Source organism: Mycobacterium sp. P7213, from assembly GCF_900604305.1.
GTDB lineage: Bacteria > Actinomycetota > Actinomycetes > Mycobacteriales > Mycobacteriaceae > Mycobacterium.
Genome location: NZ_UWOA01000001.1, coordinates 1 through 25,359, shown reverse-complemented (window position 1 = coordinate 25,359; position 25,359 = coordinate 1). Strand labels below are relative to the sequence as shown.

Annotated in this window: 20 protein-coding genes and 3 pseudogenes; 10 read left to right on the top strand and 13 right to left on the bottom strand. The window is 67.5% G+C overall.

Annotated elements, in window-relative coordinates:
- Positions 1-60 precede the first annotated feature (60 nt).
- The 5 genes from kasB to EJK91_RS00085 all read right to left on the bottom strand — a co-directional run bounded on the left by kasB (position 61) and on the right by EJK91_RS00085 (position 4,463).
- Complete coding sequence (gene kasB / locus EJK91_RS00105) at positions 61-1,314, bottom strand: 3-oxoacyl-ACP synthase KasB (RefSeq protein ID WP_125078025.1); 1,254 nt, start codon at positions 1,312-1,314, stop codon at positions 61-63.
- Between the two features lie 33 nt (positions 1,315-1,347).
- Complete coding sequence (locus EJK91_RS00100; RefSeq protein WP_024441987.1) at positions 1,348-2,208, bottom strand: cyclopropane mycolic acid synthase family methyltransferase; 861 nt, start codon at positions 2,206-2,208, stop codon at positions 1,348-1,350.
- A gap of 26 nt (positions 2,209-2,234) precedes the next feature.
- Positions 2,235-3,125 carry a cyclopropane mycolic acid synthase family methyltransferase gene (locus EJK91_RS00095; protein WP_125077936.1) on the bottom strand — a complete coding sequence of 297 codons (891 nt, stop codon included), beginning with the start codon at positions 3,123-3,125 and terminating at the stop codon, positions 2,235-2,237.
- Between the two features lie 202 nt (positions 3,126-3,327).
- Positions 3,328-3,618: a DUF3017 domain-containing protein gene (locus EJK91_RS00090; protein ID WP_024441989.1), complete on the bottom strand. Its 291-nt coding sequence runs from the start codon at positions 3,616-3,618 to the stop codon at positions 3,328-3,330.
- Positions 3,615-4,463, bottom strand: coding sequence for a bifunctional methylenetetrahydrofolate dehydrogenase/methenyltetrahydrofolate cyclohydrolase (locus EJK91_RS00085; RefSeq protein WP_024441990.1), 849 nt, complete (start codon positions 4,461-4,463; stop codon positions 3,615-3,617). The genes EJK91_RS00090 and EJK91_RS00085 overlap by 4 nt, the downstream gene beginning before the upstream one ends.
- Positions 4,464-4,575: 112 nt before the next feature.
- Between EJK91_RS00085 and EJK91_RS00080 the strand changes: the two genes are divergently transcribed.
- From EJK91_RS00080 to EJK91_RS23135, 4 genes and pseudogenes are all read left to right on the top strand, one after another.
- Complete coding sequence (locus EJK91_RS00080; RefSeq protein ID WP_125077935.1) at positions 4,576-5,772, top strand: NADH:flavin oxidoreductase; 1,197 nt, start codon at positions 4,576-4,578, stop codon at positions 5,770-5,772.
- Positions 5,773-5,783: 11 nt separating this feature from the next.
- A pseudogene (locus tag EJK91_RS23145) lies at positions 5,784-6,746 on the top strand (FHA domain-containing protein); the annotation flags it as partial.
- Positions 6,747-6,773: 27 nt separating this feature from the next.
- A pseudogene (locus EJK91_RS23140) lies at positions 6,774-7,385 on the top strand (ATP-binding cassette domain-containing protein); the annotation flags it as partial.
- Complete coding sequence (locus EJK91_RS23135) at positions 7,374-8,450, top strand: ABC transporter permease (RefSeq protein ID WP_444850782.1); 1,077 nt, start codon at positions 7,374-7,376, stop codon at positions 8,448-8,450. The pseudogene EJK91_RS23140 and the gene EJK91_RS23135, both read left to right, overlap by 12 nt.
- 38 nt (positions 8,451-8,488) lie before the next feature.
- Here EJK91_RS23135 and EJK91_RS00070 read toward each other — a convergent pair whose 3' ends face one another.
- Genes EJK91_RS00070 through EJK91_RS00055 form a run of 4 tightly spaced genes read right to left on the bottom strand, consistent with a single transcriptional unit; the run spans position 8,489 to position 12,858 of the window.
- The gene (locus tag EJK91_RS00070; protein ID WP_036457631.1) at positions 8,489-9,022 is read right to left on the bottom strand and encodes a GTP-binding protein; all 534 of its coding nucleotides are present in this window, start codon (positions 9,020-9,022) and stop codon (positions 8,489-8,491) included.
- Positions 9,023-9,077: 55 nt separating this feature from the next.
- Positions 9,078-9,503 (bottom strand): DUF742 domain-containing protein, encoded by a 426-nt coding sequence (locus tag EJK91_RS00065; RefSeq protein WP_125078024.1) that lies wholly within the window; start codon positions 9,501-9,503, stop codon positions 9,078-9,080.
- A 17-nt stretch (positions 9,504-9,520) separates the two neighbouring features.
- Complete coding sequence (locus EJK91_RS00060) at positions 9,521-9,964, bottom strand: roadblock/LC7 domain-containing protein (protein ID WP_125077933.1); 444 nt, start codon at positions 9,962-9,964, stop codon at positions 9,521-9,523.
- Positions 9,961-12,858: an ATP-binding protein gene (locus tag EJK91_RS00055; RefSeq protein ID WP_125077932.1), complete on the bottom strand. Its 2,898-nt coding sequence runs from the start codon at positions 12,856-12,858 to the stop codon at positions 9,961-9,963. The genes EJK91_RS00060 and EJK91_RS00055 overlap by 4 nt, the downstream gene beginning before the upstream one ends.
- A 464-nt stretch (positions 12,859-13,322) precedes the next feature.
- Between EJK91_RS00055 and EJK91_RS00050 the strand changes: the two genes are divergently transcribed.
- Positions 13,323-13,784: a tRNA (cytidine(34)-2'-O)-methyltransferase gene (locus EJK91_RS00050; protein WP_444850781.1), complete on the top strand. Its 462-nt coding sequence runs from the start codon at positions 13,323-13,325 to the stop codon at positions 13,782-13,784.
- Between the two features lie 31 nt (positions 13,785-13,815).
- Here EJK91_RS00050 and EJK91_RS00045 read toward each other — a convergent pair whose 3' ends face one another.
- Complete coding sequence (locus EJK91_RS00045) at positions 13,816-14,463, bottom strand: nitroreductase family protein (RefSeq protein WP_024440370.1); 648 nt, start codon at positions 14,461-14,463, stop codon at positions 13,816-13,818.
- Between the two features lie 79 nt (positions 14,464-14,542).
- Positions 14,543-17,809 (bottom strand): error-prone DNA polymerase, encoded by a 3,267-nt coding sequence (locus EJK91_RS00040; RefSeq protein WP_125077931.1) that lies wholly within the window; start codon positions 17,807-17,809, stop codon positions 14,543-14,545.
- Between the two features lie 113 nt (positions 17,810-17,922).
- On the opposite strand from EJK91_RS00040, the gene EJK91_RS00035 reads away from it, so the two are divergent.
- The gene (locus tag EJK91_RS00035; RefSeq protein ID WP_024440368.1) at positions 17,923-18,354 is read left to right on the top strand and encodes an MmpS family protein; all 432 of its coding nucleotides are present in this window, start codon (positions 17,923-17,925) and stop codon (positions 18,352-18,354) included.
- Positions 18,351-21,254, top strand: a complete 2,904-nt coding sequence (locus EJK91_RS00030; protein ID WP_024440367.1) for an MMPL/RND family transporter — start codon at positions 18,351-18,353, stop codon at positions 21,252-21,254. The genes EJK91_RS00035 and EJK91_RS00030 overlap by 4 nt, the downstream gene beginning before the upstream one ends.
- An 8-nt stretch (positions 21,255-21,262) precedes the next feature.
- On the opposite strand, the gene EJK91_RS00025 is transcribed toward EJK91_RS00030, so the two are convergent.
- Positions 21,263-22,123: a universal stress protein gene (locus EJK91_RS00025; RefSeq protein WP_024440366.1), complete on the bottom strand. Its 861-nt coding sequence runs from the start codon at positions 22,121-22,123 to the stop codon at positions 21,263-21,265.
- Between the two features lie 87 nt (positions 22,124-22,210).
- Between EJK91_RS00025 and otsB the strand changes: the two genes are divergently transcribed.
- A complete protein-coding gene (otsB, locus tag EJK91_RS00020; protein WP_125078023.1) occupies positions 22,211-23,338 on the top strand; it encodes a trehalose-phosphatase in 1,128 nt (375 codons plus the stop codon).
- Between the two features lie 18 nt (positions 23,339-23,356).
- Here the strand turns inward: otsB and EJK91_RS00015 are convergent, their stop codons facing one another.
- Positions 23,357-23,572, bottom strand: a complete 216-nt coding sequence (locus tag EJK91_RS00015; RefSeq protein ID WP_125077930.1) for a hypothetical protein — start codon at positions 23,570-23,572, stop codon at positions 23,357-23,359.
- A 614-nt stretch (positions 23,573-24,186) separates the two neighbouring features.
- Here EJK91_RS00015 and EJK91_RS00010 point away from each other — a divergent pair.
- Positions 24,187-24,927, top strand: a complete 741-nt coding sequence (locus EJK91_RS00010; protein ID WP_125077929.1) for a response regulator transcription factor — start codon at positions 24,187-24,189, stop codon at positions 24,925-24,927.
- Positions 24,924-25,359: pseudogene (locus EJK91_RS00005) on the top strand (hypothetical protein); the annotation flags it as partial. The gene EJK91_RS00010 and the pseudogene EJK91_RS00005, both read left to right, overlap by 4 nt.

Here is a 25,359-nt window from a genome sequence, read left to right as displayed (position 1 = left end):
CGCGTGACACGGCGCCAGGCTCGAGGCAGCTGACCGGGAGACCTCAAAACGGCTCCCGTTTTAGAACTTTCCGAATGCAAGCGCCACATTGTGGCCGCCGAATCCGAAGGAGTTGCTGATCGCGTACCGGTAGTCGCCGGCCCGTGCATCACCGGCGACGACGTCCAAATCGATCTCCGGGTCGAGCCGGTGCAGGTTCAGCGTCGGCGGGACTACGCCATCCCGCAGCGCGAGCACCGTCAGAATCGCCTCCACCGCGCCAACTGCCCCGACCGAATGCCCGAGAGCGGATTTCGGTGCATACACCGCGGCTCGATGCGCTCCCATGGCGTTGTTGATCGCCTGGGCCTCGGCCAGATCGCCGATCTTGGTTCCGGTGGCGTGTGCGTTGATGTGGTCGATATCCGTCGGTGCCAGGCCCGCGAGATCGATCGCTCGGGCGATCGCGCAACCCGCGCGTTCGCCCCGCGGGTCGGGCGCCACAATGTGGTAGCCGTCGGAGGTGATACCGGCGCCCATCAGCCGGGCGAGAATGGTTGCGCCACGCGCCTTTGCATGCTCAAGAGTCTCGATGACCATCAACGCGCCGGCCTCGCCGAACACGAACCCGCTGCGGTCGGCATCGAATGGCCGGCACGCGCCGGCCGGGTCGTCGTTGTGGGTGGACAACACGATGCGCATTGCGGCGAATCCCGCGATGGGGACCGCTTCGATCTTGGTCTCGACTCCGCCGCAGATCGCGATGTCGGCCTCGTCGTAGACGATGTTCCGCCAGGCCTGCGCGATACCTTCGGCGCCGGAAGCACACGCCGAGATCGGGGTGAAAACCCCCGCTTTGGCGCCACGCTCCAGGCCCACGGCAGCGGCTGCCGCGTTGGGCATGTACTTCTGCACTCCCAGCGGCGAGACCGACTTCATACCCCGTTCCACCATGCCTTGGTAGCCCCAGACCAGTTCTTCCGGCGAGCCGAGACCGGTGCCGATCGACACCAGCAATCGGCGCGGATCCACCTCCGGCAAGCCGGCATTCGCCCAGACCCGGCGACCCAGGACCACCGCCATTTTCTGCAGGTAGGACAGCCGGTGCAGTTCCTTGCGGTTCAACTCGTGGTCGAAGTCCTCGAGCAGATGCCCACCGATACGCACCGGGAGGTCGAACCGCTCGACGAAGGGGTCGTCGAGCTTACGAATGCCGCTCTGCCCGTCCAGCAGTCTCTTCCAGGTGTCCTCGGCGTCCGTTGCCAGCGCAGTCGTCATCGCGACACCGGTGACCACGACCTCGGGAAGGCCACTCCCAGTGCAGAGCCGAGTCATTCGGGCCATGTCCGCGCCTCGCTTCCAGCGACGCTATTTGGTCAGGATGAACTGCCCGACATTGCTGATTCCTCTGCGGAAGAGGTCAGCACAGCCGGTCAGATAGCGCAGGTAGCGCTCGTACACTTCCTCTGACTGGATGGCGATGGCGCGTTCGCGGTTGCGCCGCAGATTGTCCGCCCACATGTCCAGGGTCCGGATGTAGTGCTCCGGCATCAAAAAGGCGTCCTGAATACGAAATCCGGCGCCTTGCGAGTATTCGTAGATGTCGTCGCGCCCCGCCATCTCCCCACCGGGAAAGATCTCCTTTCCGAGGAATCGGACGAAACGCAGATCGCTCATCGTCACCTTGATGCCATGCTCACGCCAGTAGGTCTGCGGGTAGGTGAATATGCTGTGGAACACCATTCGACCGTCGTCGGGCAGCATGTCGTAGGCGCGTTCGAAGAACGCGGCGTAGCGGGCCTTCTTGAACGCGTCGAACGCCTCGATGGTGAAGATCCGATCAACCTTCTCGTCGAACTCTTCCCAACCCTGCAGCCGCGCCTCCGCACGACGCTGGGTACCGATCCTTGCCAACGTGGCCGCGCTGCGCGCGCAGTGGTTGCGACTGAGCGTGATTCCGATGACGTTGACGTCGAACTTCGTCACCGCCCGGACCAGCCCCGCCCCCCACCCACAGCCGACGTCCAACACCGTCATCCCCGGCTCGAGGTTGAGCTTGCGCAATACCAAGTCATACTTGGCGTTCTGCGCCTCCTCCAGCGTCATGTCGTCGCGCTCGAAGTACGCACAGGTGTAGGCCATCGTCGGATCGAGGAACAGCCCGAAGAAGTCGTCGGAGATGTCATATGCCGCTTGAGACTCTTCGTAGTACGGCCTGAGATCAGTCATCGGTGTCACCATGTCCTCCGAATCTCTTATGCCACTGGCTTTTCCATCGTGAACTGGCAGACGTCGGTGTAACCGTCACGGAACAGTTCCCGGCAGCCCGTCAGGTACTTCAGAAACGTTTCGTAGGTCTGCTCGCCTTTGAGCTCGACCGCCTGGTCTCTGTGCGCTTCGAGTGCCTTGGCCCAGGTGTCCAACGTGCGTACATAGTTCGACCCGATCAACTGATGGCGAGTGATCGAAAAGCCGCAGCGGGTGGCGTGCTCGTCGACGATCGAGATCTGCGGCAAGCGGCCCCCGGGATAGATCTCGGTCAGGATGAAATGGATGAAGCGCAGCAGCGACATCGTCTTTTTCAGTCCCCGCCGCTCGCCCTCTTCGGCGGTGGGCACCACAATGGAATGCAGCAGCATCACGCCGTCGTCGGGCAACACACGGTGGCACATGGTGAAGAAATCGTCGTAGCGCTCGTAGGTGCCGACGCCGTCGGCGAAGTGCTCAAAGGCGCCGAGCGACACGATGCGATCCACCGGTTCGTCGAATTCCTCCCAGCCCTGCAACCGCACCTGTTTGCGGCGCGGACTGTCCATCTCAGCTAATTTCTGTTCGCAATGAACCACCTGGTTTTCGCTGAGTGTCAGCCCGATGACGTTGACGTCGTACCTCTCGACGGCTCGCCGCATGGTGGATCCCCAACCGCAACCGATGTCGAGCAGTGTCATCCCGGGCCGCAGTCCCAACTTGCCCAATGCCAGGTCCACCTTGGCCATCTGAGCCTGTTCGAGCGTCATGTCCTCGCGCTCGAAATAGGCGCAGCTGTAGGTCATGGTCGGATCCAGCCAGAGCCGGAAGAACTCGTTGGATCGGTCGTAGTGCGACCGGATGTGATCGATATCCGGAATCAGCTCAACGTCGCTCATCTGTTCCTCCGCTGCACAAAGCGACTTCAGGGGCGCACGTCATATCGACGACGCGGCAACCGACACCGCCGACCCGCACCGGCCGACCGGACACACGTGTTCCCGCAGAGCCGGGCCATCAAACACGGCGGCCGATCCGGCTGGGAGACGGGCGAATACGCGCCGTCGCACCGGCGGAAATTGTCGGACGGGTCAAAAACGACTAGCTGGTCCCGAGCGGGTCGATCGTGGCCGCGACGTAGAGCATCACCGTCGCCGCGGTCGTCATGGTCGCGAAGTCCAGACCCCGGTCGCGTAGCACCAGCAGCCCGGCCCGGTCCTCGGACAGCACCAGGCGCAGCGCGGCTGCCACCCCGGTGCCGATCCCGATCAGCAACGCGCCACGCCGCCAGAAGTTCGCGCCGGCCAGCACGAATGCCGCTGTGAAGATCAGCCCGACCAGCAGGATCGGCCACTGCGCGGCGATCACCCGACGGACATCGACGAGCTTCACAGCGTGCTCTCGACTCTTTCCACGACGTTGGTCAGCAGGAACGCCCGGGTCAGCGGACCCACCCCGCCGGGATTGGGCGACACGTGGCCCGCCACCTCCCACACGTCGGGATGTACGTCGCCGACCAGCCCGGCGTCGGTACGCGACACCCCTACGTCGACGACGGCCGCCCCCGGCCGCACCATGTCGGCGGTGAGCATGTGCGGCACCCCGACCGCGGCGACGATGATGTCGGCCTGGCGGGTCAGCTCCGCAAGATCGCGGGTCCCGGTGTGGCACAGCGTGACGGTGGCATTCTCCGACCGGCGCGTCAGCAGCAGTCCCAGCGGCCGCCCGACCGTCACCCCACGTCCGATCACCACGACGTGGGCGCCGGCGATCGGCACGTCATAGCGGCGCAGCAGGTGCACGATGCCGCGCGGGGTGCACGGCAGCGCCGCCGGGGTGCCCAGCACCAGCCGACCCAGGTTGGTCGGATGCAGCCCGTCGGCGTCCTTCGCCGGGTCGACGCGCTCGAGTGCGGCGTTCTCGTCCAACTGCTTGGGCAGCGGCAGCTGCACGATGTAGCCGGTGCACTCGTCGTTGGCGTTCAGCTCGTCGATGGTGTCGTTGAGCTGGGCCGGACTGCAGTCGGCGGGCAGGTCGCGACGGATCGAGGTGATGCCGACCTTTGCGCAGTCGGCGTGCTTGCCGCGCACGTAGGCATGCGACCCGGGGTCGTCCCCGACCAGAATGGTGCCCAGACCGGGCGTGCGGCCGGCGGCGGACAACGCCGCCACCCGTGCCTGAAGGTCGACGAAGATCTCGTCGCGCGTGGCCTTGCCGTCCAACGTAATCGCACCCACGCCGGACATTGTGGCATGTAGCCGCTGAGTTCCGGCCTGTTGGAGGCGACGGCACGGATCTTCCCAGTGCGCACGGCGACTATTCGCCGGGCGCCGATTGTAGGCTCCCGCTATGCCCGTTCCCGAGCCCGTCCCCGACGTCTTCAGTCCCGCCAAACTCGGCCCGATCACCTTGCGCAACCGGATCATCAAGGCTGCGACGTTCGAGAACCGCACGCCTGGCGCGCTGGCCTCCGACGATCTCATTGAGTATCACCGGCTGCCGGCCGCCGGCGGCGTGGGCATGACCACCGTGGCCTACTGCGCGGTCTCCCAGGGTGGCCGCACCTCCGACGACGGGCTGTGGATGCGCCCGGAGGCGGTCGCCGGGCTGCGTCGGCTCACTGATGCGGTGCACGCCGAGGGGGCCCTGGTCAGCGCCCAGATCGGTCACGCCGGACCGGTCGCCGACGCGCGCTCCAACAAGGCCCGTGCCCTGGCCCCGGTGCGATTCTTCAACCCGATCGGCATGCGTTTCGCCAAGAAGGCCACCCGCGACGACATCGACCAGGTCATCGCCCAGCACGCCGACGCCGCACGCTACGCCGTGGATGCCGGGTTCGACGCCGTGGAGATCCATCTCGGCCACAACTACCTGGCGAGTTCGTTCCTTTCTCCGCTGATCAACCGCCGCTCCGACGAGTTCGGCGGGTCGCTGGCCAACCGGGCCAAGGTGGCCCGCGGCATCGTGGCGGCCGTGCATAAGGCGGTGGGCGGACAGATCGCGGTGACGGCCAAACTGAACATGGCCGACGGGGTCCGCGGCGGTATCAGCCTCGATGAGTCGCTGACCACCGCGAAGTGGCTGCAGGACGACGGCGGCCTGGACGCGTTGGAACTCACGGCGGGCAGCTCGCTGGTCAACCCGATGTACCTGTTCCGCGGGGACGCCCCGGTGAAGGAATTCGCGAGCGTCTTCCCCCCGCCGTTGAGCTGGGGCATGCGGATGACCGGCAAGAAGTTCCTGCGCGAATACCCCTATACCGACGCCTATCTGCTGGACAGTGCGCGACTTTTCCGCGCGGAACTGTCGCTGCCGCTGATCCTGTTGGGCGGCATCACCAACCGCGCCACGATGGATCAGGCGATGGCCGAGGGATTCGAGTTCGTCGCGATGGCCCGAGCATTGCTCGCCGAGCCGGACCTGGTCAACCGGATCGCGGAGGAGTCGACGACGCTGTCGGAGTGCACGCACTGCAACCAGTGCATGCCGACGATCTACCGGCGCACGCACTGCGTCGTTACGGGCGCACCGGACCTAACTCGCTAGAGTTGACGACAATGAGTCACCCAGCCCCGCCGGTGCTGACCGTCCGCCATGACGGGTCACAAGGCACGTTCTCCGCAGGCCACGACGTGGTCATCGGACGCGACCTGCGGGCTGACGTCCGCATCCCGCATCCGCTGGTCTCGCGCGCTCACCTACTGCTGCGCTTCGAGCAGGGCAGGTGGTTGGGGATCGACAACGGCTCTTTGAACGGCATTTATGTCAACGGCCAGCGGGTGCCCGTCGTCGAAATCCGCGACGGACAGGCCGTCAACCTCGGCAACCCGGACGGGCCGCGGGTCTCCTTTGAGGTGGGACGCCACCAGGGCCAGGCCGGTCGGCCGCCGCAGACCGTCTCGATCCAGGTACCGCAGCCCGGTATCGCACGCCCGGCCCGGCCGCCTCAGCCCTCGGGTTGGCCGGCGCCGCCCGAACCCGCGCCGTATGCAGATCCGCGGTCGGCCGGGCACCCCGGTGTGCAGCAGCAGTCCTACCGGCCGCCGACCGGTCCAGCACCCTATTCCGCGCCGCCCGCTCCGCACCGGCCGCCGGCATATCAGTCCGCTTCGCCCAACCCGGCCCCCGAGGCGGCACTGCGTCCCGGGTATCAACCGCCCGCAGCGCCGGTGGCGCCCGCCGAGGTTTTCCCCCCGCGCCAGCCCGCCACCCGGATGGCACCGGTGTCGGCGACGCCGCCCGAAGTCGGCAATATCGCCACCCGCATGATTGACATCCTGAGGCCGTCGTCGGCGTCAGCACCCAACGCGCCGGCCGGAGCACTGACCATCGGCCGCGCCACCGACAACGATGTCGTGATCTCCGACGTGCTGGCCTCCCGTCACCACGCCATGCTGATCCCGACGCCGCTGGGCACCGAGATCCGCGACAGCCGAAGCATCAACGGCACGTTCGTCAACGGTGTCCGCATCGGATCGGCGATCCTGTCCGAGGGCGACATCGTCACTATCGGTAACGTCGACCTGGAGTTTCACGGCGGCACCCTGGTGCGTCGCACCGATGCCACCCCCGGCAGCGGCGGCCTTGAAGTGCGCGATGTCTGCTTCGACGTCGAGGGCGGCAAGCGGCTGCTCAACAACATCTCCCTGAATGCCCGGCCGGGCACCCTCACCGCAATCATCGGTGGCTCGGGTGCGGGCAAGACCACGTTGGCCCGGCTGATCGCCGGCTACACCAGCCCCAGTTCCGGCACCACCCTCTTCGAGGGGCACAACATCCACGCCGACTACGCCTCGCTGCGCAGCAGAATCGGGATGGTCCCCCAGGACGACGTGGTACACCGCCAGCTGACGGTCAACCAGGCGCTCGGCTACGCAGCCGAGCTACGGTTGCCGCCCGACAGCAGCCAAGCCGACCGCGATCAGGCGGTCGCTCGGGTGCTCGAGGAACTGGAGATGACCAAGCACGCCGAGACACGGGTGGACAAGCTCTCCGGCGGTCAGCGCAAACGCGCCTCGGTGGCGTTGGAACTGCTGACCGGGCCCTCGTTGTTGCTGCTCGACGAACCGACATCAGGCCTGGACCCGGCACTGGACCGCCAGGTCATGCTGATGCTGCGCGGCCTGGCCGACGCCGGTCGCGTGGTCATGGTGGTCACCCACTCGGTGGCCTACCTCGATGTCTGCGACCAGATACTGTTGCTCGCCCCCGGCGGCAAGATGGCCTACTGCGGCCCGCCCAAAGAAGTCTTCCCGGCCATGGGCGCCGAAAACTGGGCCGACATCTTCGCCAACGTCGGTGCCGATCCCGACGAAGCCAACCGGCGCTTCCTGGAGCGCGAGGGCGGCCAGCGGTCCTCGGCGTCGGTGGCCGAGACGCCACCCGCCGATCTCGGAAAGCCGGCGGCCACCAGCCTGCTCAAACAGCTCTCGACGATCGCGCGCCGCCAGATCCGGCTGATCGTCTCCGACCGTGGCTACTCGATCTTCCTGGCCCTGCTGCCGTTCATCGTGGGCATTTTGTCGCTGACCGTCGAAGGCAGCCATGGACTGGGCGTACCGGCCCCCGATGCGCCCACCGAACCGCGGTACATCATGGTGCTGCTCAACATCGGCGCTGTTTTCATGGGGACAGCGCTGACCATCCGCGACCTGATCGGCGAACGCCCGATCTTCCGAAGAGAGCAGGCCGTCGGGCTGTCGACGGTGGCCTACCTGCTGGCCAAGATCGCGGTGTTCTGCGTATTCGCCACGATCCAGGCCGCCATCGCCACCACGATCGTGGTGGTGGGCAAGGGCGGCCCCGCGCGTGACGCACTGCTGTTCGGCAGCGTGAACTTCGAGCTGTTCCTCGGGGTGGCCGGCACCTGCGTGGCCTCGGCGATTCTCGGTTTGGCCCTGTCGGCGTTCGCGCAGTCCAACGAACAGATCATGCCGATGCTGGTGGTGTCGATCATGTCGCAGCTGGTGCTGTCCAGCGGAATGATCCCGGTCGGCGGCCGGACCGGGCTCGACCAGTTGTCCTGGCTCACCCCGGCACGCTGGGGGTACGCGGCGGGCGGGTCGACCGTCGACTTCAACACCCTGATGAACGCGCCGCAGATCCCCAAAGACCGGCTCTGGGACCACACCAAGGGCATCTGGCTGCTCGACATGGGCATGCTGGCGCTGCTGTCGGTGTGCTACACCGTGCTGGTGTGGTGGAAGATCCGGCTCAAGCGCTAGCGGGCTTCGTTTGGGTTGGCGTCACTCCGGTGCGTCGCTCAAGCCTGCGGCGCCAGGGTGGACAACGCGTATTCGCTGATCGCGATGAGGGCGTCGCGGGCCGAGCGGGGGTCGCGCGCGTCGACGGCGATCACCGGGATGTGTTCGGCCAGCGCCAGGGCCTTGCGCACCGCGGCGACCGGATAACGCGGCGCGCCGTCGAACTCGTTGACCGCGATCAGGAAAGGCAGATTGCGGTGTTCGAAGAAGTCCACCGCGGCGAAGCTGTCCTGCAGCCGGCGGCAGTCGACCAGGATGATCGCACCGATCGCGCCACGCACCAGGTCATCCCACATGAACCAGAACCGCCGCTGGCCCGGCGTACCGAACAGGTAGAGCACCAAGTCGTCGGCCAGCGTGATGCGACCGAAGTCCATCGCCACCGTGGTGGTCCGCTTGTCCGGGGTGGCCTCCAGGCCGTCGACTCCGGCCGAAGCATCAGTGACCAGCGCTTCGGTCCGTAACGGCATGATCTCCGAGACCGTGCCGACGAACGTGGTCTTGCCGACCCCGAACCCGCCGGCGATGACGATCTTCGTCGAGGCAGCGTCTCGCGGAGCCGGCCTATCCCAGGACCTGTCCGAGGGCCTATCCGAGCGCGCGTAGGCCACGAAGGGTCCTTCCTATCAGGTCTCGGCGTTCGTCCCGGCTGGACGCCTCGGTCAGTGTGGCACGCACCCGAAGGTATCCCGACGTGACCAGATCACCCACCAGCACCCGCGCGACGCCCAACGGCAGGTTCAGTCGGGCAGAGATCTCGGCGACCGACGGCGCCCCCTGACACAGTTCGACGATCCGCCCCCGCGGATCGCTGATCGGCCATTGGTTGGGCTGGGCCGCTCGCAGGGTCTGCACCGGGGCCTCCAGCGGCAACGGCACGTCGGTGTGGGTTCGACCGGCGGTCAGCGTGTACGGCCGGACCAAATTGGCCTCAGTTTCCGGGTTCTCTAGGGCCTCTGGGGCCTCTGGGCCCTCCGGCGTCTGCGGCCGCGACCAACGCTCGGGGATTTCCATCACCATTCACCGGCACCTCACGAGTGGCCGCCCCGCGACGGCGCCGACCGGCGCGCCGATGAGACCACCGCTCCGACTCGTTCCACCAGAACCGCCATCTCGTAGCCGATCTGGCCGATGTCGCACGACGCGCTCGCCAACGTCGCCAGATGCGAGCCGTCGCCGACGCGCATCAGCAGCAGGTAGCCGTGTTCCATCTCCACCACCGACTGCAGTACCCGGCCGCCTTCGAACAACTGCGACGCCCCGGTCGCCAGGCTGGCCAGCCCGGAGGCCACCGCCGCAAGCTGATCGGCCCGCTCAGTGGGCAGGTGCTCACTGGCCGCCACCGTCAGACCGTCGACCGACACCAGCACCGCGTGCGACACCCCGGGCACCTCGCGGGCGAAATTGGATACCAGCCAGTCCAGCGAGCTTTCGGCGGTACGGCGCTGCGCGGTGGGATCGCTTGGGAAAGTCATGACTGGTTCTGTCCCTGGTCGGTGTCGAGGCCATTTTCCCCGCCCTTTTCCGGGCCCGTGTCCAGGCCGGTTTCCCGGGCATGCGACCGCGCGGCGTGCACTCCGCCGAAGTGACGGCTGATCGACGTGCGGATCGCCGCGGGATCCCGTTCCACTGGCTCGTGGACGGGCTGAGGCGGTACGCCGTTGGATGTTACCGGCTGTTCTGCCTCGCCCGGATCGGGTGCGCCGGCATGGGGGCCGTACTCCGCCTCCGGCGGCCCCTCTGCCGCGGCTGAGCCGGGCACCAGCCGGGCGCCGGGCTCGCGGACCGGAAGACCGTGTTCGGTGTGGGCGACCACCGGCACGTTTTCCACTTCGGCGGCTACCGACCAGCCGCGGTCCCAGACCGACTGCCAGTCCAGGTCGGCGCGCAGGCTGGGCTCGTTGGGGTCGATGCCCACCGACTCCGAGAGCATCCGCTGATAGATCGAGTCGGTCTCGGTGGCGGGCTCGGGCTCGGGCTCGGGCTCGGGGGCAGGGGTGCCGGCCCGGGCACGCGCGGCGAAATACCCTGACGTATCAGCGGGCGCGAACTTCTCGACCACCGGTGCGGGTGCCCGGTGCGGGTTCGGGGCCGGCGCGTCCGACTGCCCTGCGCCCTGATCCTCAGCTTCCCACCACGGTTGCGGCAGCTCGCGGCGTACTCGCTCGGGGGCGGTGGGCGGCTGCGCCGGTTGTTCGGCGGGCACGCCGGTGATGCCACTGGATCCCGGGGTACGTCGCGGCAGCAGCGAAACGACGGGACCGGGCTCGGCTGGCTCGGCTTCCTCGTAGGGCGCATACGACTGCTCGGGCTCGTACTCGTACTCGTACTCGTATGGTTCGGCTTCATACCCGTGCGGTGCGGGTTGCGGCTGCTCGGCGGGAGCGAGATAGGGCTCGGCGGGCGACGCGAGTGCCGGCGACGGCTGCTCGAGGGGCCTGACGGTCAGCAGGTGCGGCGGCAGATACACCTCGGCGGTGATGCCGCGAGATCCCTGCGAGGCCGGGAACAGCCGGACCTCGATCTCGTGGCGAGCCGCCAGCCGGGAGATCACGAACAGACCCATGTGGCGGGCGTTCTCCGGGCTGAACTCGCCGCCGGCCGCCAGCCGCATGTTGGCCATCCGCAGGTCGGCGTCGGTCATCCCCAACCCGACGTCGACGACCTCGACCACTACCCCGCCGTCGTTCTCGAGACCAGCGACCACCCGGACCGGCTCGGTCGGCGCCGAATAGCGCAGCGCGTTGTCGATCAGTTCCGCGAGCAGGTGGATGCAGTCCGCGGCGGCAGCGCCGATCACGGTGGTGTCGGGCACCAGCACCGTCTGCACCCGGTCGTAGCCCTCCACCTCCGAGGTGGCCGCGCTGATCAGGGTCGCCAGCGGAACCGGCCGGCCCCGCTCATGCGGCACCCGCGCACCGGCCAGCACCAGCAGGTTCGCGCCGTTGCGCCGCATCCGGGCGGCCAGATGGTCCAGCCGGAACAGGCTTTCGAGTCGGTCCGGGTCGTCCTCATCACGCTCCAGCCGGTCGATCAGCGACAACTGCTGATCGACCAGGGACCGGTTGCGCCGCGACATCGTCTCGAACATCTCGTTGACCAGGCGCCGAAGCCGTGCCTCATCACCGGCAAGCAGGAGCGCCTGCGCGTGCAGCTCGTCGACGGCGTGGGCGACCTGCCCCACTTCCTCGGTGGTGTACACCGGCAGCGGGTCGGGGTCGCGATCCGAACCGGGCGCGCCGGCGCGCAACCGGGCGATCTCCTGTTCGAGGTCGACGTGAGCGACCCGCAAGGCGCTGTCGCGCAGGGTCCGCAGTGGGCGCACCAACGAGCGCGCCACCAGCCACACCGCCAGCAGCGTGGTCGCGATCGCGGCCAGCACCAGCACGATGTCGCGCAGGGCGGCGGCCCGCCGGTCCGCGGCCCGGTCTTCCACCGCCGCAGTGACGGCCCCGGTGTTCTCGCTGATGAGGTGGGCGGCGATCTGATCAGTGGTACGGATGGAGTCGCGCAGCACCGGGTTGTTGGGCAGCACCTGCTCGGGGTCGGACATGATCGACATCCGGATCACCAGCTGCTGTTGCAGCGATTTGGCGTCCGGGGAGTCCACCCCGAGTACCTCGGTCATCCCGAACAGCGTCGACGGCTCGGTACCGGCCAAGGTCATCATCGAGGTGCGCAGCTCCGGATCGGGAAGCTCGCCACCCCGATTCACCAGCAGTTCCTGCATCATCATCTGGCCCCGCGCGCCGACGGCACGGCTCAGGCCCTCGGTCTGCGCCCGGATCCGCTCGCTGTCCACCCGCACCGACCCGTTGATGGCGTCCTCGGCGGTCAGCAGGATCGGCGCGTAGCCGGTCACCTCCTCGCGCAGGCCCATACCGGTGGTCGAGACCGAACTCAGCAACCCCTGGCCCCGTTCGATCAGCGACTCGACCCCGGACCGCACATCGGTCGCCACATCGGTGTGCGACAGGCGAGACTGCAGCTCGTACTTGCGGTTCTCGAAGTTCTTCCGGGCCCCTTCGGCGTCGCCGTCGGAGGAAGCGGCCACCAGCGCGTCGCCCAACGCCGACATGTAATTGGTGATCGCCGGAATCATCTCGGCGCGGTCGGCGACCAATCGGAGCCGGTTGGCCTCGGTGAGTGCATTGGAGATCCGCAGTCCGCCGAACAGCCCGGCCAGCGCCAACGGCAGCAACGCGATCGCCAGCACCTTCCAGCGCACCGGCCAATTGCGCACCGACCATCGCGACGGACGTTTGACCGCCGCGGTTTCCGGCTTGTGGGCCTTGTGGGCGTCCACGGCTGGTTCGGCTGACGCGTCAAAGGCCTGGTCCACCTCTTCCGGGTGGTCAAAGAGCGTCACCGGTCGGCGGCCGATTCGCCGACCGCTCGGCTGAAATTCACCGTCTGCGCCTCATTCATCGGACTCTCCGGGACATCGCACCCGCACAACGGGTTGCGGTGTGTTTCACGGCATAGCAATTCGACGAGTATGCCAGTCGCCCGCAGGACTGACCAGAATTTTTACTGAACAGAACACTTTCCGAGACCTGCGCGTGTCTTGACGAACTTCGGTCGAGCAAACAGGCCGGGGGCGATGGTCGACCCCATGATCGGGGACTCAGGCGCTTGGACATCCCCCTGGAGTACCCCTCCGGCACGCCGGCGTTCACCGCGTTCGGGCCGCGCTTTCCCGCCATGCGTCAGGCGCATCTGGCGCGATGCGGGCGGACTTCACGTCAGCGGGATAGTCGAACAGACTGCGGGACCGGAGGCCGGTCGCTTCACGGCGTGCCGTCATATAAGGATGCTGTTGTGTTCAAAGTGATGTTCTATTCACCCCGCATCCCGCCCAACACCGGCAACGCGATTCGGATGGTGGCGGCGACCGGCGCGGAGCTTCATCTGGTGGAACCCATGGGCTTCGACCTGTCCGAACCAAAGCTGCGGCGGGCCGGCTTGGACTATCACGACCTGGCCTGGGTGCGCGTGCACTCGTCACTGCCGGCGGCGTGGGAGGCGCTGGGTGTATCCAATGGCGCCCGGGTGTTCGCCTTCACCGCCGGCGCCCACACCCCCTACACCGATGTGAGCTATGAGCCCGGTGACGTGCTGATGTTCGGTCCCGAACCCACCGGCCTGGACGAGGCGACGCTGGCCGACCCGCACATCACCGAGCGGGTGCGTATCCCGATGCTGGCCGGGCGGCGCTCACTGAACCTGTCGAACGCCGCCGCCGTCGCGGTCTACGAGGCGTGGCGCCAGCACGGGTTCGCCGACGGGGTGTGACCCGCTGCGCCCGGCTCCGCCGCGCTTGCGATCACCAAGTGTCGAAGTGCGCCACCTGCTCGGCCGGCAGTCGCTTGGCCGGCTTGAAGTCGGTGCCCAAGGTGTAGGCGATGGGGAACAGCCCGCCCTGGCTGTAGTTCTCGTACGGGATGCCGAGCACCTCGGCGGCCTGCTGCTCGCCGTCCCCGAGCAGGTGCAGGGTCGTCCAGCAGGAACCAAGTCCGCGGTTGCGCAACGCCAGGCAGTAGCTCCACGCAGCCGGGAACAACGACGCCCAGAACGATGCGCCGAACCCCAGCGACCCGGTCTCGGGCTTGCCTTCCAGGCACGGGATCATCAGCACCGGCACGTCCTGCAGGTTCTCGGCCAGATATCTGGCTGAGCCGCTGATGAACTCCATCCGCTCGCTGCGCACGTCGCCCTCGCCGTAGTCAGGCTTCATCCGGTTCAGGTACGGCAGGGCGTTCGTGCGGTAGATGTCGGCGAGCGCCTGCTTTTTGACCGGGTCGGTGACGAACATCCACTGCCAGCCCTGAGCGTTGGATCCGGTGGGTGCCTGCAGGGCGATCTCGAGGCACTCCATCAGCACCTCGCGGGGAACAGCCTTGTCAAGATCGAGGCGTTTGCGGACCGATCGCGTGGTGGTCAGGACTTCGTCGGCGGACAAGTTGAGGGTCATGGCTGGAGGTTACCGTCGGGCTTGCTGCGGAGGTCCAGCTTCGGCTCTCCTGCGTCGAACCTCGCTGACCGCCGGGGTACTACCGAAAATCGCGGGATCGCGAACTCACCGCCAGCTCAAGGGCGCCTAACCGATCGGCCAGCACGGTGATGGCCCCACTGGCGTTCTGCACCCGCCCGCGGATCAGCAGCGCTGTCGCCGTCTGCGCCAGCCGGCGATGCCGCGTCCATACCCCGGGCGTACACAGCACATTGACCATCCCGGTCTCGTCTTCGATGTTGACGAACGTCACCCCGCGGGCAGTGGACGGCCGCTGCCGGTGGGTGACCGCCCCGGCCACCAGCACCCGGGTGCCGTCGGGAACCGTGGTCAGCCGCACCGCCGGAATCACCCCGAGCGCATCGAGATCGGCACGCAGGAATTGGGTCGGGAAGCTGTCGCAGGACACCCCGGTAGCCCATACGTCGGCCGCCGACAACTCGATCTCACTCATCCCGGGCAACACCGGAGTATGCGTCGCAACCCCCACCCCCGGCAGCCGGTCCGGCCGCTGCCCCGCCGCAGCTCCGGCCGTCCACAGCGCCTCCCGGCGTGACACCCCGAAACCGGCGAATGCGCCGGCGGTTGCCAACGCCTCAGCCTGGGGAACTGAAAGCTTTACCCGCGCAGTCAGATCCAGCATCGAAGCAAATGGGCCGTGGGCCTCACGGTCGGCCACCAACCGCTCGGCGAGGTCGGTACCGATGCCACGTACAGCGCTCAGCCCCAGCCGGACCTGCGTGCCGGCTTCGGCCAGTGTGGCGTGCGCCAGGCTGGCGTTGACGTCCGGCCGGTGCACCACAACCCCGTGCCGGCGGGCGTCGGCGACCAGTGACTGCGGCGAATAGAAGCCCATCGGTTGGGCGCGGAGCAGCGCGGCGCAGAACGCCGCCGGGTAGTGCAGCTTGAACCAGGCCGAGTAGAACACCAGCGACGCGAAACTCATCGCGTGACTCTCCGGAAATCCGTAGTTGGCAAAGGCTTCCAGCTTCTCGTAGATCCGGTCCGCCACCTCGCCGGTGATGCCGTGGCACTCCGCCATGCCGCTGTAGAACCGGTCACGCAATCGGCGCATCCGCTCCGGTGATCGTTTGGAGCCCATCGCGCGTCGCAACTGGTCGGCTTCGCCCGCGGTGAATCCGGCGCAGTCCACCGCCAGCGTCATCAGCTGTTCTTGAAACAGCGGGATTCCCAAGGTTTTCTCCAGCGCCCTCGCCATGCACGGATGCTCATAGGTCACCGGATCGATACCGTTGCGGCGGCGGATGTAGGGATGCACCGATCCGCCCTGGATCGGCCCGGGGCGGATCAGCGCCACCTCCACCACCAGGTCGTAGAACACCCGGGGGCGCAGCCGCGGCAGGGTGGCCATCTGCGCGCGCGACTCCACCTGGAACACTCCGACCGTGTCGGCGCGGGCCAGCATCTCGTACACCGCCGGCTCGGACAGATCGATCGCGGCCAAATCCACTTCGACGCCGCAATGCTGCGCCACCAGATCGATCGCGTAGTGCAATGCCGACAGCATTCCCAGCCCCAGCAGGTCGAACTTCACCAAACCTATTGCCGCGCAGTCGTCCTTGTCCCACTGCAGCACGCTTCGTCCAGGCATCCGGGCCCATTCCACCGGGCATACGTCGGCGATCGGGCGGTCACAGATCACCATGCCTCCGGAGTGGATGCCCAGATGCCGCGGCAGGTCGGCGACCTGGTCGGCCAGCTCGATCACCTGTTCGGGGATGCCGTGCAGATCGGAGTCCTCCCGGCCAGGCCGGCCCCATCGGCTCAGCTGCTTGCTCCAGGCGTCCTGTTGCCCCGGCGAATAGCCCAGCGCGCGGGCCATGTCCCGCACGGCGCTGCGACCCCGGTAGGTGATGACGTTGGCCACCTGGGCGGCGTGGTCTCGGCCGTATTTGTCGTAGACGTACTGGATCACCTTTTCCCGCTCATCCGATTCGATGTCGATATCGATGTCGGGTGGGCCATCGCGAGCCGGCGACAGAAAGCGTTCGAACAGCAGCCCGTTGGCCACCGGGTCCACCGCGGTGATCCCGAGGGCGTAGCAGACCGCGGAGTTGGCAGCCGATCCCCTGCCCTGACACAAGATGTCGCTGCGCCGACAGAACTGGGTGATGTCGTGCACCACCAGGAAATATCCGGAAAAACCCAGTTGAGCAATGACTTCCAGCTCGCGTTCGATCTGGGCGTAGGCATCCGGCATGCGCTCGGGCGGGCCGTAGCGCCCGACCGCGCCGGCCAGGGTGAGCTGCCGCAGCCAACTGTCCTCGGTGTGACCGTCTGGAACGGCAAACGGCGGCAGCCGGGGGGCGATCAGCGTCAACGGAAAAGCGCACCGCTCACCGAGTTCGGCCGCCCCCGGCACCGCCGTCGGATGTGCCGCGAACAATCGGGCCATCTCTGCGCCGGAGCGCAGATGCGAGCCGCCCAGCGGAGCCAGCCGGCCGGCGGCGGCGTCCAGTGACTGTCGGGCCCGCACCGCGCCCAGCGCCATTGCCAGCCGCCCCCGGTCCGGCCGGGCGAAATGCGCGCCGGTGGTGGCTACCAGCCCCACCCCGAACCGGGGCGCCAGGCCGGCCAGCGCCGCATTGCGTTCGTCGTCGCACGGATCGGAGTGCCGGGTCAGCTCCACGCTGACCCGCGCGGCCCCGAACCGGTCCACCAGGTCGGCCAGCGCGGCGGCGGCCGCATCCGGGCCCCCGGTGGCCAGCGCCTGGCGAACGTGGCCCTTACGGCAGCCGGTCAGGATGTGCCAGTGCCCGCCCGCCGCCTCGGTCAGCGCATCCAGATCGAAACGCGGCTTGCCCTTCTCGCCGGCCAGGTGCGCGGCGGCGATCTGCCGCGACAACCGCCGATAACCCTCCGGGCCGCGGGCCAGCACCAGTAGGTGCGGACCTGGTGGGTCCGGGTCATCAGTGCGCGCCACCCTCCCCAGCGACAACTCGGCGCCGAACACCGTGGCCATATCCAACTCGGCGGCCGCCTCGGCGAAGCGCACCACTCCGTACAGACCGTCGTGATCGGTCAGCGCGATCGCCCGCAGGCCCAGCCGGGCAGCCTCGGCAACCAGCTCCTGTGGGCTGCTGGCCCCGTCCAGGAAGCTGTACGCCGAGTGTGCGTGCAACTCGGCGTAGGGCACTACCCGCCCGGCTGGCCGGAGCGGCTCGACCTGCGGGGCCGGCGGGCCGTGCTCAGCAGACATACCGGCAGGAATACCGGTGTGACGAGGCTTACCATCGAGCACCCGCTCCATTTCCGCCCAGCTCGGCGGCCCGTTACCCCAGCCCATACCCTCCAATGTATCGAACATATGTGCGATAAAACCCTGGGTGGGTGCGAAAAAGAAGTTTGATGCACTAATCTGTGTCAGATTCCGGCACGATGCGAAAGGCCACTGCTTTCATGTTCGGCGCTGTCAGACGTGCGTGGTTGCCCCTACTCATCATCGCCGTTCTCGTGGTAGGGGGGTTCACGGTGCAGCGAGTCCGCGGTTTCTTCGGAGCCGACGACAGCGGCTCAGGGTCCACCCCGTTCGAGGACACCAAGCCGTTCCACCCCAAAGTCGTGGTCTACGACATCTTCAGCCCCGACGGCACCTACGCCGACATCAACTACCTGGACCTCGATGCCACGCCACAGCGGGTCGACGGCGCCGGCCTGCCGTGGTCGCTGACCCTGTCGACCACCAACCCGGCGGTGAGCCCCAACATCGTCGCCCAAGGTGACGGCACCACCATCGGCTGTCGGGTCACCATCGACGGCGAAGTCAAAGACGAACGCATCTCCAGCAGCCCCGTCAGCGCCCAGACCTTCTGCATTGTGAAATCCGCATGAGCAACCACACCAGCCACGACACCCCCACCGACACGCTGCCTGCCGCGCAACCACCCAAGCGCACCGGTATCCCGGCCTGGATCCGGCGGCTCGCTGTGCCCATCATCCTGGCCTGGGTGGCGCTCACGGTCCTGGTGAACGTCATCGTGCCGCAGCTCGATGAAGTCGGAAAGATGCGCGCGGTGTCGATGGCCCCCCGCGACGCTCCGTCGATGATCGCGATGATGCGCATCGGAAAGGTGTTCGACGAGTTCAAGTCGGACAGCTCGGGCATGGTCGTGATCGAAGGCGACCAGCCCCTGGGCGACGACGCGCACAAGTACTACGACCAGTTGGTCGCCAAGATGGAGGCCGACCCCACCCATATCGAGCACGTCCAGGACTTCTGGAGCGACCCGCTGACCGCAGCCGGATCCCAGAGCCCGGACGGCAAGGCCGCCTATGTTCAGGTGTATCTGGCCGGCAACATGGGCGAGACCCTGGCCAACGAGTCGGTCGAGGCCGTCCAGCAGATCATCGCCGACACCCCGGCCCCCGAGGGCGTACACGCCTACGTCACCGGCGGGGCCGCCCTCAACGCCGATCAGCACATCGCCGGCGACAAAAGCCTGAAACTCATCACCGCGCTGACGTTCGTGGTGATCATCACGATGCTGCTGAGTATCTACCGGTCCGTCGGCACCGTGCTGTTGGTGCTGGGCATGGTGGTCTTCTCGCTGAGCGCTGCCCGCGGCGTGGTGGCCGTGCTGGCCTACTACAACATCATCGGCCTGTCGACGTTCGCGGTGAATCTGCTGGTGACACTGGCTATCGCCGCCTCGACGGACTATGCGATCTTCCTGCTCGGCCGCTACCAGGAGGCCCGATCACTCGGCGAGGACAAGGAATCGGCCTTCCACACCATGTATCACGGCACCGCGCACGTGATCCTGGGTTCCGGGCTGACCATCGCCGGGGCGACCTTCTGCCTGCACTTCACCCGACTGCCCTATTTCCAGTCGCTGGGCGTCCCGCTGGCGATCGGCATGTTGGTCATTGTGGTGGCCGCTCTCACCTTCGGTTCCGCGGTGGTCACGGTGGCCAGCCGCTTCGGCATGCTGGAGCCCAAGCGTGCGATGCGGATCCGCACCTGGCGGCGCATCGGCACGCTGATCGTGCGCTGGCCGGGGCCGGTGCTGGTGGCCACCACCGCGGTCTGCCTGGTCGGGCTGCTCACGCTGCCTGGGTACCAGACCAACTACAACGACCGGGAGTACCTGCCGGACTACGTGCCGGCCAACATCGGCTACGCCGCCGCCGACCGGCACTTCTCCCAGGCCCGGATGAGCCCGGAACTGCTGATGATCGAGACCGACCACGACCTGCGCAATCCGGCCGACTTCCTGGTGATCAACCGGATCGCCAAGCGGGTGTTCGAGGTGCCCGGCGTCGGGCGGGTGCAGACCATCACCCGGCCACTGGGCACGCCGATCGAACACACCACGATCCCGTTCGCGATCAGCATGCAGGGCACCACCCAGCAACTGAACATGAAGTACCAGCTCGACAGCATGCGCAACATGCTCAAGATGGGCGAGGACATGCAGGTCTCGATCGACAGCATGAAGCAGATGCTCGAGGTCACCCGCGCGATGTCGGAGACCACGCACAGCATGGACCTCAAGATGCACCACATGCTCGACGACATCCAGAAGATGCGCGACTCGATCGCGGACTTCGACGACATGTGGCGCCCGATGCGCAGCTACTTCTACTGGGAGCCGCACTGCTTCGACATCCCGATCTGCTGGTCGATCCGGTCGATCTTCGACGTGATGGACGGCCTCGACCAGATGACCGAGGATTTCGAAAAGGTGCTGCCCGACATCGACAACCTCGACCGGCTGATGCCCCGGATGCTCGAGATCATGCCGCCGATGATCGAGACGATGGAAAACATGCGGACCACCCAGCTGAAGATGCAGTCCACCATGGAGGGCCTGCAGCTTCAGATGGAGAAGATGATGGAAGGCCAGAACGCCATGGGCAAGGCGTTCGACGAGTCCAAGAACGACGACTCGTTCTATCTACCGCCCGAGGCATTCGACAACCCCGACTTCAAGCGCGGCATGAAGATGTTCCTGTCCCCCGACGGACACTCGGTGCGGTTCATCATCTCCCACGAGGGCGACCCGATGTCCGAAGAAGGCATCTCACACGTCACGCCGATCAAGCACGCCGTGCACGAAGCGCTCAAAGGCACCCCGCTGGAGGGCTCGAAGGTCTATCTCGGCGGCACCGCAGCCATGTTCAAGGACATGAAAGATGGCTCGCACTATGACCTGATCATCGCCGGCATCGCCTCACTGTGCCTGATCTTCATCATCATGCTGCTGATCACCCGCGCGGTGGTGGCCTCGGCGGTGATCGTCGGGACGGTGCTGCTCTCACTGGGCACCTCGTTCGGGCTCTCGGTGCTGATCTGGCAGCACATCATCGGCCTGCACCTGCACTGGATGGTGCTGGCGATGTCGGTGATCATCCTGCTGGCGGTCGGCTCGGACTACAACCTGCTGCTGGTCTCCCGAATGAAGGAAGAGCTGCACGGTGGGCTGAAGACCGGCATCATCCGCGCCATGGGTGGCAGTGGCTCCGTGGTCACCTCAGCGGGCCTGGTGTTCGCGTTCACGATGATGTCGATGATCGTCTCCGACCTGAAGGTGATCGGTCAGGTGGGCTCCACCATCGGCCTGGGCCTGCTCATCGACACCCTGGTGATCCGCTCCTTCATGACACCGTCGATCGCCGCGCTGCTGGGTCGCTGGTTCTGGTGGCCGCAGCGGGTGCCGTTGCGGCCGACGCCGGCGGCGCAGCAGGTCGCCACGCTGCGGTCGTCGTCCGAGCCGGTATCGGTCGGCTGACGCCGTCGTCAGGTCGGTCGGACCACGGCGACCGGCGCGTGCGCCGACTGCACCACTGCCTGGCTGACCGAACCCAGCAGCATGCCGGTGAAGCCGCCGCGGCCGTGGCTGCCCACCACCAGTAGCTGAGCCTCCTGCGATTGATCGACGAGTTGGTCGGCCGGCCGGTCATCGACCACCACGCGGCGTACCGTGACGTCGGGGTAGCGCTCCCGCCAGCCCGCCAGTCTTTCGGCCAGGGCCAGTTCGCCTTCGGATGCCATCGCCGCCGTGTCGATGCCGGGAAAGTCCAGCAGTCCGGTGTCGTGCCATGCATACACCGCGACCAGTTCCACCCCGCGCAACGAAGCCTCTTCGAACGCCAGCGCGGTTGCGGCCTCCGACACCGGAGAGCCGTCGATACCGACCACCACCGGTGCGGTGTCGCGACGCAGATGGTCTTCGTGGATGACCACGACCGCGCAGTGCGCGTGCCGCACCAGCGACGAGCTGACCGAGCCGAGCAGCAGCCGGCGCATCCGCCCGTGCCCGCGCGATCCGACCACCAGGCGGGCGGCCTCGCGACTCATGTCCACCAGCATCGGCACCGTGGAGCCCACGACGGTCTCGGCTGCGACCTGCGTCGCGCCGGCCGCCTCGGCGATCTCAACGGCCTCGCGCAGGTAGCGTTCGCCCTGGTCACGCTGCCACTCGGTGTAGCCGGACGGCATCGGGGTCTCGGGAAACGTCATCACCACCGGGGAGGCCAGCACGTGGACCAGGGTGAGCGGCAGGTTGTGCAGCGCGGCGTCACGCGCCGCCCAGTCGACCGCCGCTACCGACGACGGCGATCCGTCGACACCGACCAGGATTCCGGGAGTGGACGACACGGGGCTCTCCTTGTGTTCGGGGAACTCTCTAGACCCCTACCACGCTAGTAGGACCGCGGCTGTGGCACCGTGGTGGACATGGTTGGCATGTCGGTCACAATCGACCCGCGCCGGCATGACGCGGTGCTGTTGCGGCTCGACGGTGGCGCCGACACGGCAGCACTGACCGAACGGCTGCGACAGGCCGGCGTGCGGGTGGCCGCGGTGGCCCCCGATGACTCCGACGGTTCAGGCGCCGAACTGGTGGCTGCCGCCGCCGGACTGGCGATACGGCCGGGCCGCTGCGTGGTGCTCACCGACTCCGAATCGCAGGTAATCGCCGCTCGCAGTGCCGGATTCGCCCTGGTGATCGGGGTGGGGTGCGACGGCGGCGACGCGGTGGTGGCTGACCCGAGCGCGGTGCACGTGCGTACCGGCGACCGGCCGATGTCAGCCTTGCCCGATGCGATGACGGCCTTGACCGCCGGAGCGTTGCGTGACCTCGATCACCCGGCGGTGTTCTTCGACTTCGACGGGACCCTCTCGGAGATCGTCGACGATCCCGACGCGGCGCGGCCGGTGGCCGGCGCGGTGGAGGCGTTGGCCGCGTTGGCCGCCCGATGTCCGGTCGCGGTGCTGTCCGGTCGCGATCTGGCCGACGTGCGGACCCGGGTGGGGCTGGCCGGGATCTGGTATGCGGGCAGTCACGGCTTCGAGCTGATCGGGCCGGACGGCGCCCACCACCAGAACGACACCGCCGTCGATGCGGTGTCGGTGCTGGCCGACGCGGCCGGTTCACTGAACGATCAACTCGGCGCGATCCCGGGAATCATGGTGGAAAACAAGCGTTTCGCCGTCGCCGTGCACTACCGAAACGCCGCCCGGGATCGGGTCGGCGAGGTACTGGCAGCGGTGCGCGAGACCGGTCGGCGCCGCGGACTGCGGGTCACGACCGGGCGCGAGGTGATCGAACTGCGCCCCGAGATCGACTGGGACAAGGGCCGTACGCTGCACTGGCTACTGGATCGAATGGCCGGGGTGAGCACACCACTGTTTCTCGGCGATGACATCACCGACGAGGACGCGTTCGATGCGGTCGCCGAACTGTCGGGTGCCGGAATTGTGGTGCGCCACAATGACGACGGCGACCGTGCAACCGCCGCCCGTTACGGGTTGGACAGCCCGGCGCAAGCCGCCGAGTTCACCGAACTGCTGGCGCAGCGTCTGGCCCCCTGAGCACAGCGCCGGGATGCGTTACGGCCCGAAGATCGGGCCCGGCCCCCACAACGGCCCGGGCCCGCCGATCGGCCCCGGGCCACCCGAAAGCAGGCTGACCAGCACGATGACACCCAAGGCCGCCCCGCCGGCCAGTAACCACGGCCGCAAGCCGGCCGCGTCGTCGTGGTCTGCGCGGCGGTGGGCACCCAGCCAGTAGGCCAGGGCGGCCACCGCCGCGAGCAACAGCACCATCACCATCACCAGGTCAGCGCGGCGGTCCCGGCGGTGCCACGGGCCCGCCAGGAGGTGGTGGTGGGCCCCACCCCGGAGACGGCGGCGCTCCTGGCCCGGGAGGTTGCGGCGCTCCCCCCTCCGGGGGCTGCGGCACTCCTCGCCCGGGGTGTGTCGGCGCTCCCCACGCCGGAGGCGGTGGTCCCCACGCCGGAGGCGGCGGTCCCCACGCCTGCGGAGGCGGCGGCGGCCCCGGCGGCAACGGCGGAGGTGGCGGCGCCGGCCAAAGCGGGGCTGGGGCAGCGAGCGGGATTGGGGCAGAGGCCAATCGGCCAGGACCGCCCACGCCCAGCAGCCCCGCAGAGCCCGCGACGGCAAGGCCACCGACGATCAGGCCGCCGAGACCGGCGACGGCCGGGGCGAACCATGGGCGATTGCTCACCCGCCGCCCCGGCTTGCCGAGAGTGGGCGGCAGGTTAGGTGTCGAGGTAGCACTAGACACTTCGATGTGTTCCGGCGCTTCGATGTGTTCCGATTCAGTCATGGTGTCCTCCGTGAGTCGCGCACCGCTGCAATGCCAAGGTTTGTACTGCCCCACCGACGTTGCGGCGCAATGCTGAAGCCCAGCTGAAAACATGGGCCAGGACCCCGTTTGCTCAGCTCGGCTTCAGCGACCGAGCGGTCACAATGGCAAGGTGCACAACAGCGCACCCAGGGTGCTGGTGGTTGAGGACTCCGACGCGATCCGCGAGACCGTGGTGGCGGCGCTTGCCGACGCCGGATTCGTCAGCGGTGGACGAGTCGACGGCCGCGGCCTCGAAGACGTATTGCCTGCGTTCCGCCCGGACTTGGTGGTGCTCGACGTGATGCTGCCAGGCCGGGACGGGTTCGCTCTGATCGACGTGGTGCGCGGCTACGGCGACACCGGAATCATCCTGCTCACCGCCAAAGACGCACTCGAGGATCGACTGCGCGGGCTGGACACCGGCGCCGACGACTATGTGGTCAAGCCGTTCGAACTGGCAGAGCTGGTCTCCCGTATCGCAGCGGTGCTGCGACGGCGCGGGCGGGTGGCATCTGCGATACAGATCGGCGACTTGGTGGTCGACATGGACGCCGGGGTGGTGAGCCGCGCGGGTGCCGTGATTGAGCTGACGGGCACCGAACTCAAGCTGCTCGGCTACCTCGCCGAGCAGCGTGGCCGGACAATCAGCAAGGATCGGATTCTGACGGCGGTCTGGGGCTACGACGCCTACGACGCCAACCTCGTCGAGGTTTACGTCAGTGGACTACGCCGCAAGCTGGAGGCCCACGGACCGCGGATGCTGCACACCGTCCGCGGTGTCGGCTACCGGCTGGTGGCAGCCCGTCCATGAGCACACCGACGCCATCGCTGCGCCGGCGGGCGACCGTTGCCACGGTCGGCGTGATCGCTGCACTGTTGGTCGTGCTGGGTGTGGCCGGCGACCAGCTGGTCGGCGCACAACTCAACCGGGACCTACGGGCCAGGCTCGACAACACCGCCGTCCGTGCCGCCAATCTGGTCGACGCCGGGGTGAGTCCAGCCGCCCTCGTCACCCAATTGCAGGGCCAAGACATCCGGGTACAAATAGTCGCTCCGGATGGCACCGCCTACGGCGACCTGGCCCGTAGGTCCCGGTTGAGTTGTGCGCCGACCAGCTGGTCGCCGGCCACACCCAGCACGACCAACAGTGCAGCGATCACGCCGACCGTGGCAACGGTCGCCCGCCGGCGCAGCGATGGCGTCGGTGTGCTCATGGACGGGCTGCCACCAGCCGGTAGCCGAC

Coding starts and splice junctions, on each gene's coding strand:
- EJK91_RS00065 (WP_125078024.1), bottom strand. CDS start 9,503: ATGGAAATCCCCGAGCGTTGGTCGCGGCCGCAGACGCCGGAGGGCCCA.
- otsB (WP_125078023.1), top strand. CDS start 22,211: ATGTCGGTCACAATCGACCCGCGCCGGCATGACGCGGTGCTGTTGCGG.
- EJK91_RS00015 (WP_125077930.1), bottom strand. CDS start 23,572: ATGGTGCTGTTGCTCGCGGCGGTGGCCGCCCTGGCCTACTGGCTGGGT.
- kasB (WP_125078025.1), bottom strand. CDS start 1,314: ATGACTCGGCTCTGCACTGGGAGTGGCCTTCCCGAGGTCGTGGTCACC.
- EJK91_RS00010 (WP_125077929.1), top strand. CDS start 24,187: ATGGGCCAGGACCCCGTTTGCTCAGCTCGGCTTCAGCGACCGAGCGGT.
- EJK91_RS00095 (WP_125077936.1), bottom strand. CDS start 3,125: ATGAGCGACGTTGAGCTGATTCCGGATATCGATCACATCCGGTCGCAC.
- EJK91_RS00050 (WP_444850781.1), top strand. CDS start 13,323: ATGTTCTATTCACCCCGCATCCCGCCCAACACCGGCAACGCGATTCGG.
- EJK91_RS00030 (WP_024440367.1), top strand. CDS start 18,351: ATGAGCAACCACACCAGCCACGACACCCCCACCGACACGCTGCCTGCC.
- EJK91_RS00045 (WP_024440370.1), bottom strand. CDS start 14,463: ATGACCCTCAACTTGTCCGCCGACGAAGTCCTGACCACCACGCGATCG.
- EJK91_RS00060 (WP_125077933.1), bottom strand. CDS start 9,964: ATGACTTTCCCAAGCGATCCCACCGCGCAGCGCCGTACCGCCGAAAGC.
- EJK91_RS23135 (WP_444850782.1), top strand. CDS start 7,374: ATGGTGGTCACCCACTCGGTGGCCTACCTCGATGTCTGCGACCAGATA.
- EJK91_RS00100 (WP_024441987.1), bottom strand. CDS start 2,208: ATGACTGATCTCAGGCCGTACTACGAAGAGTCTCAAGCGGCATATGAC.
- EJK91_RS00040 (WP_125077931.1), bottom strand. CDS start 17,809: ATGGGCTGGGGTAACGGGCCGCCGAGCTGGGCGGAAATGGAGCGGGTG.
- EJK91_RS00035 (WP_024440368.1), top strand. CDS start 17,923: ATGTTCGGCGCTGTCAGACGTGCGTGGTTGCCCCTACTCATCATCGCC.
- EJK91_RS00080 (WP_125077935.1), top strand. CDS start 4,576: ATGCCCGTTCCCGAGCCCGTCCCCGACGTCTTCAGTCCCGCCAAACTC.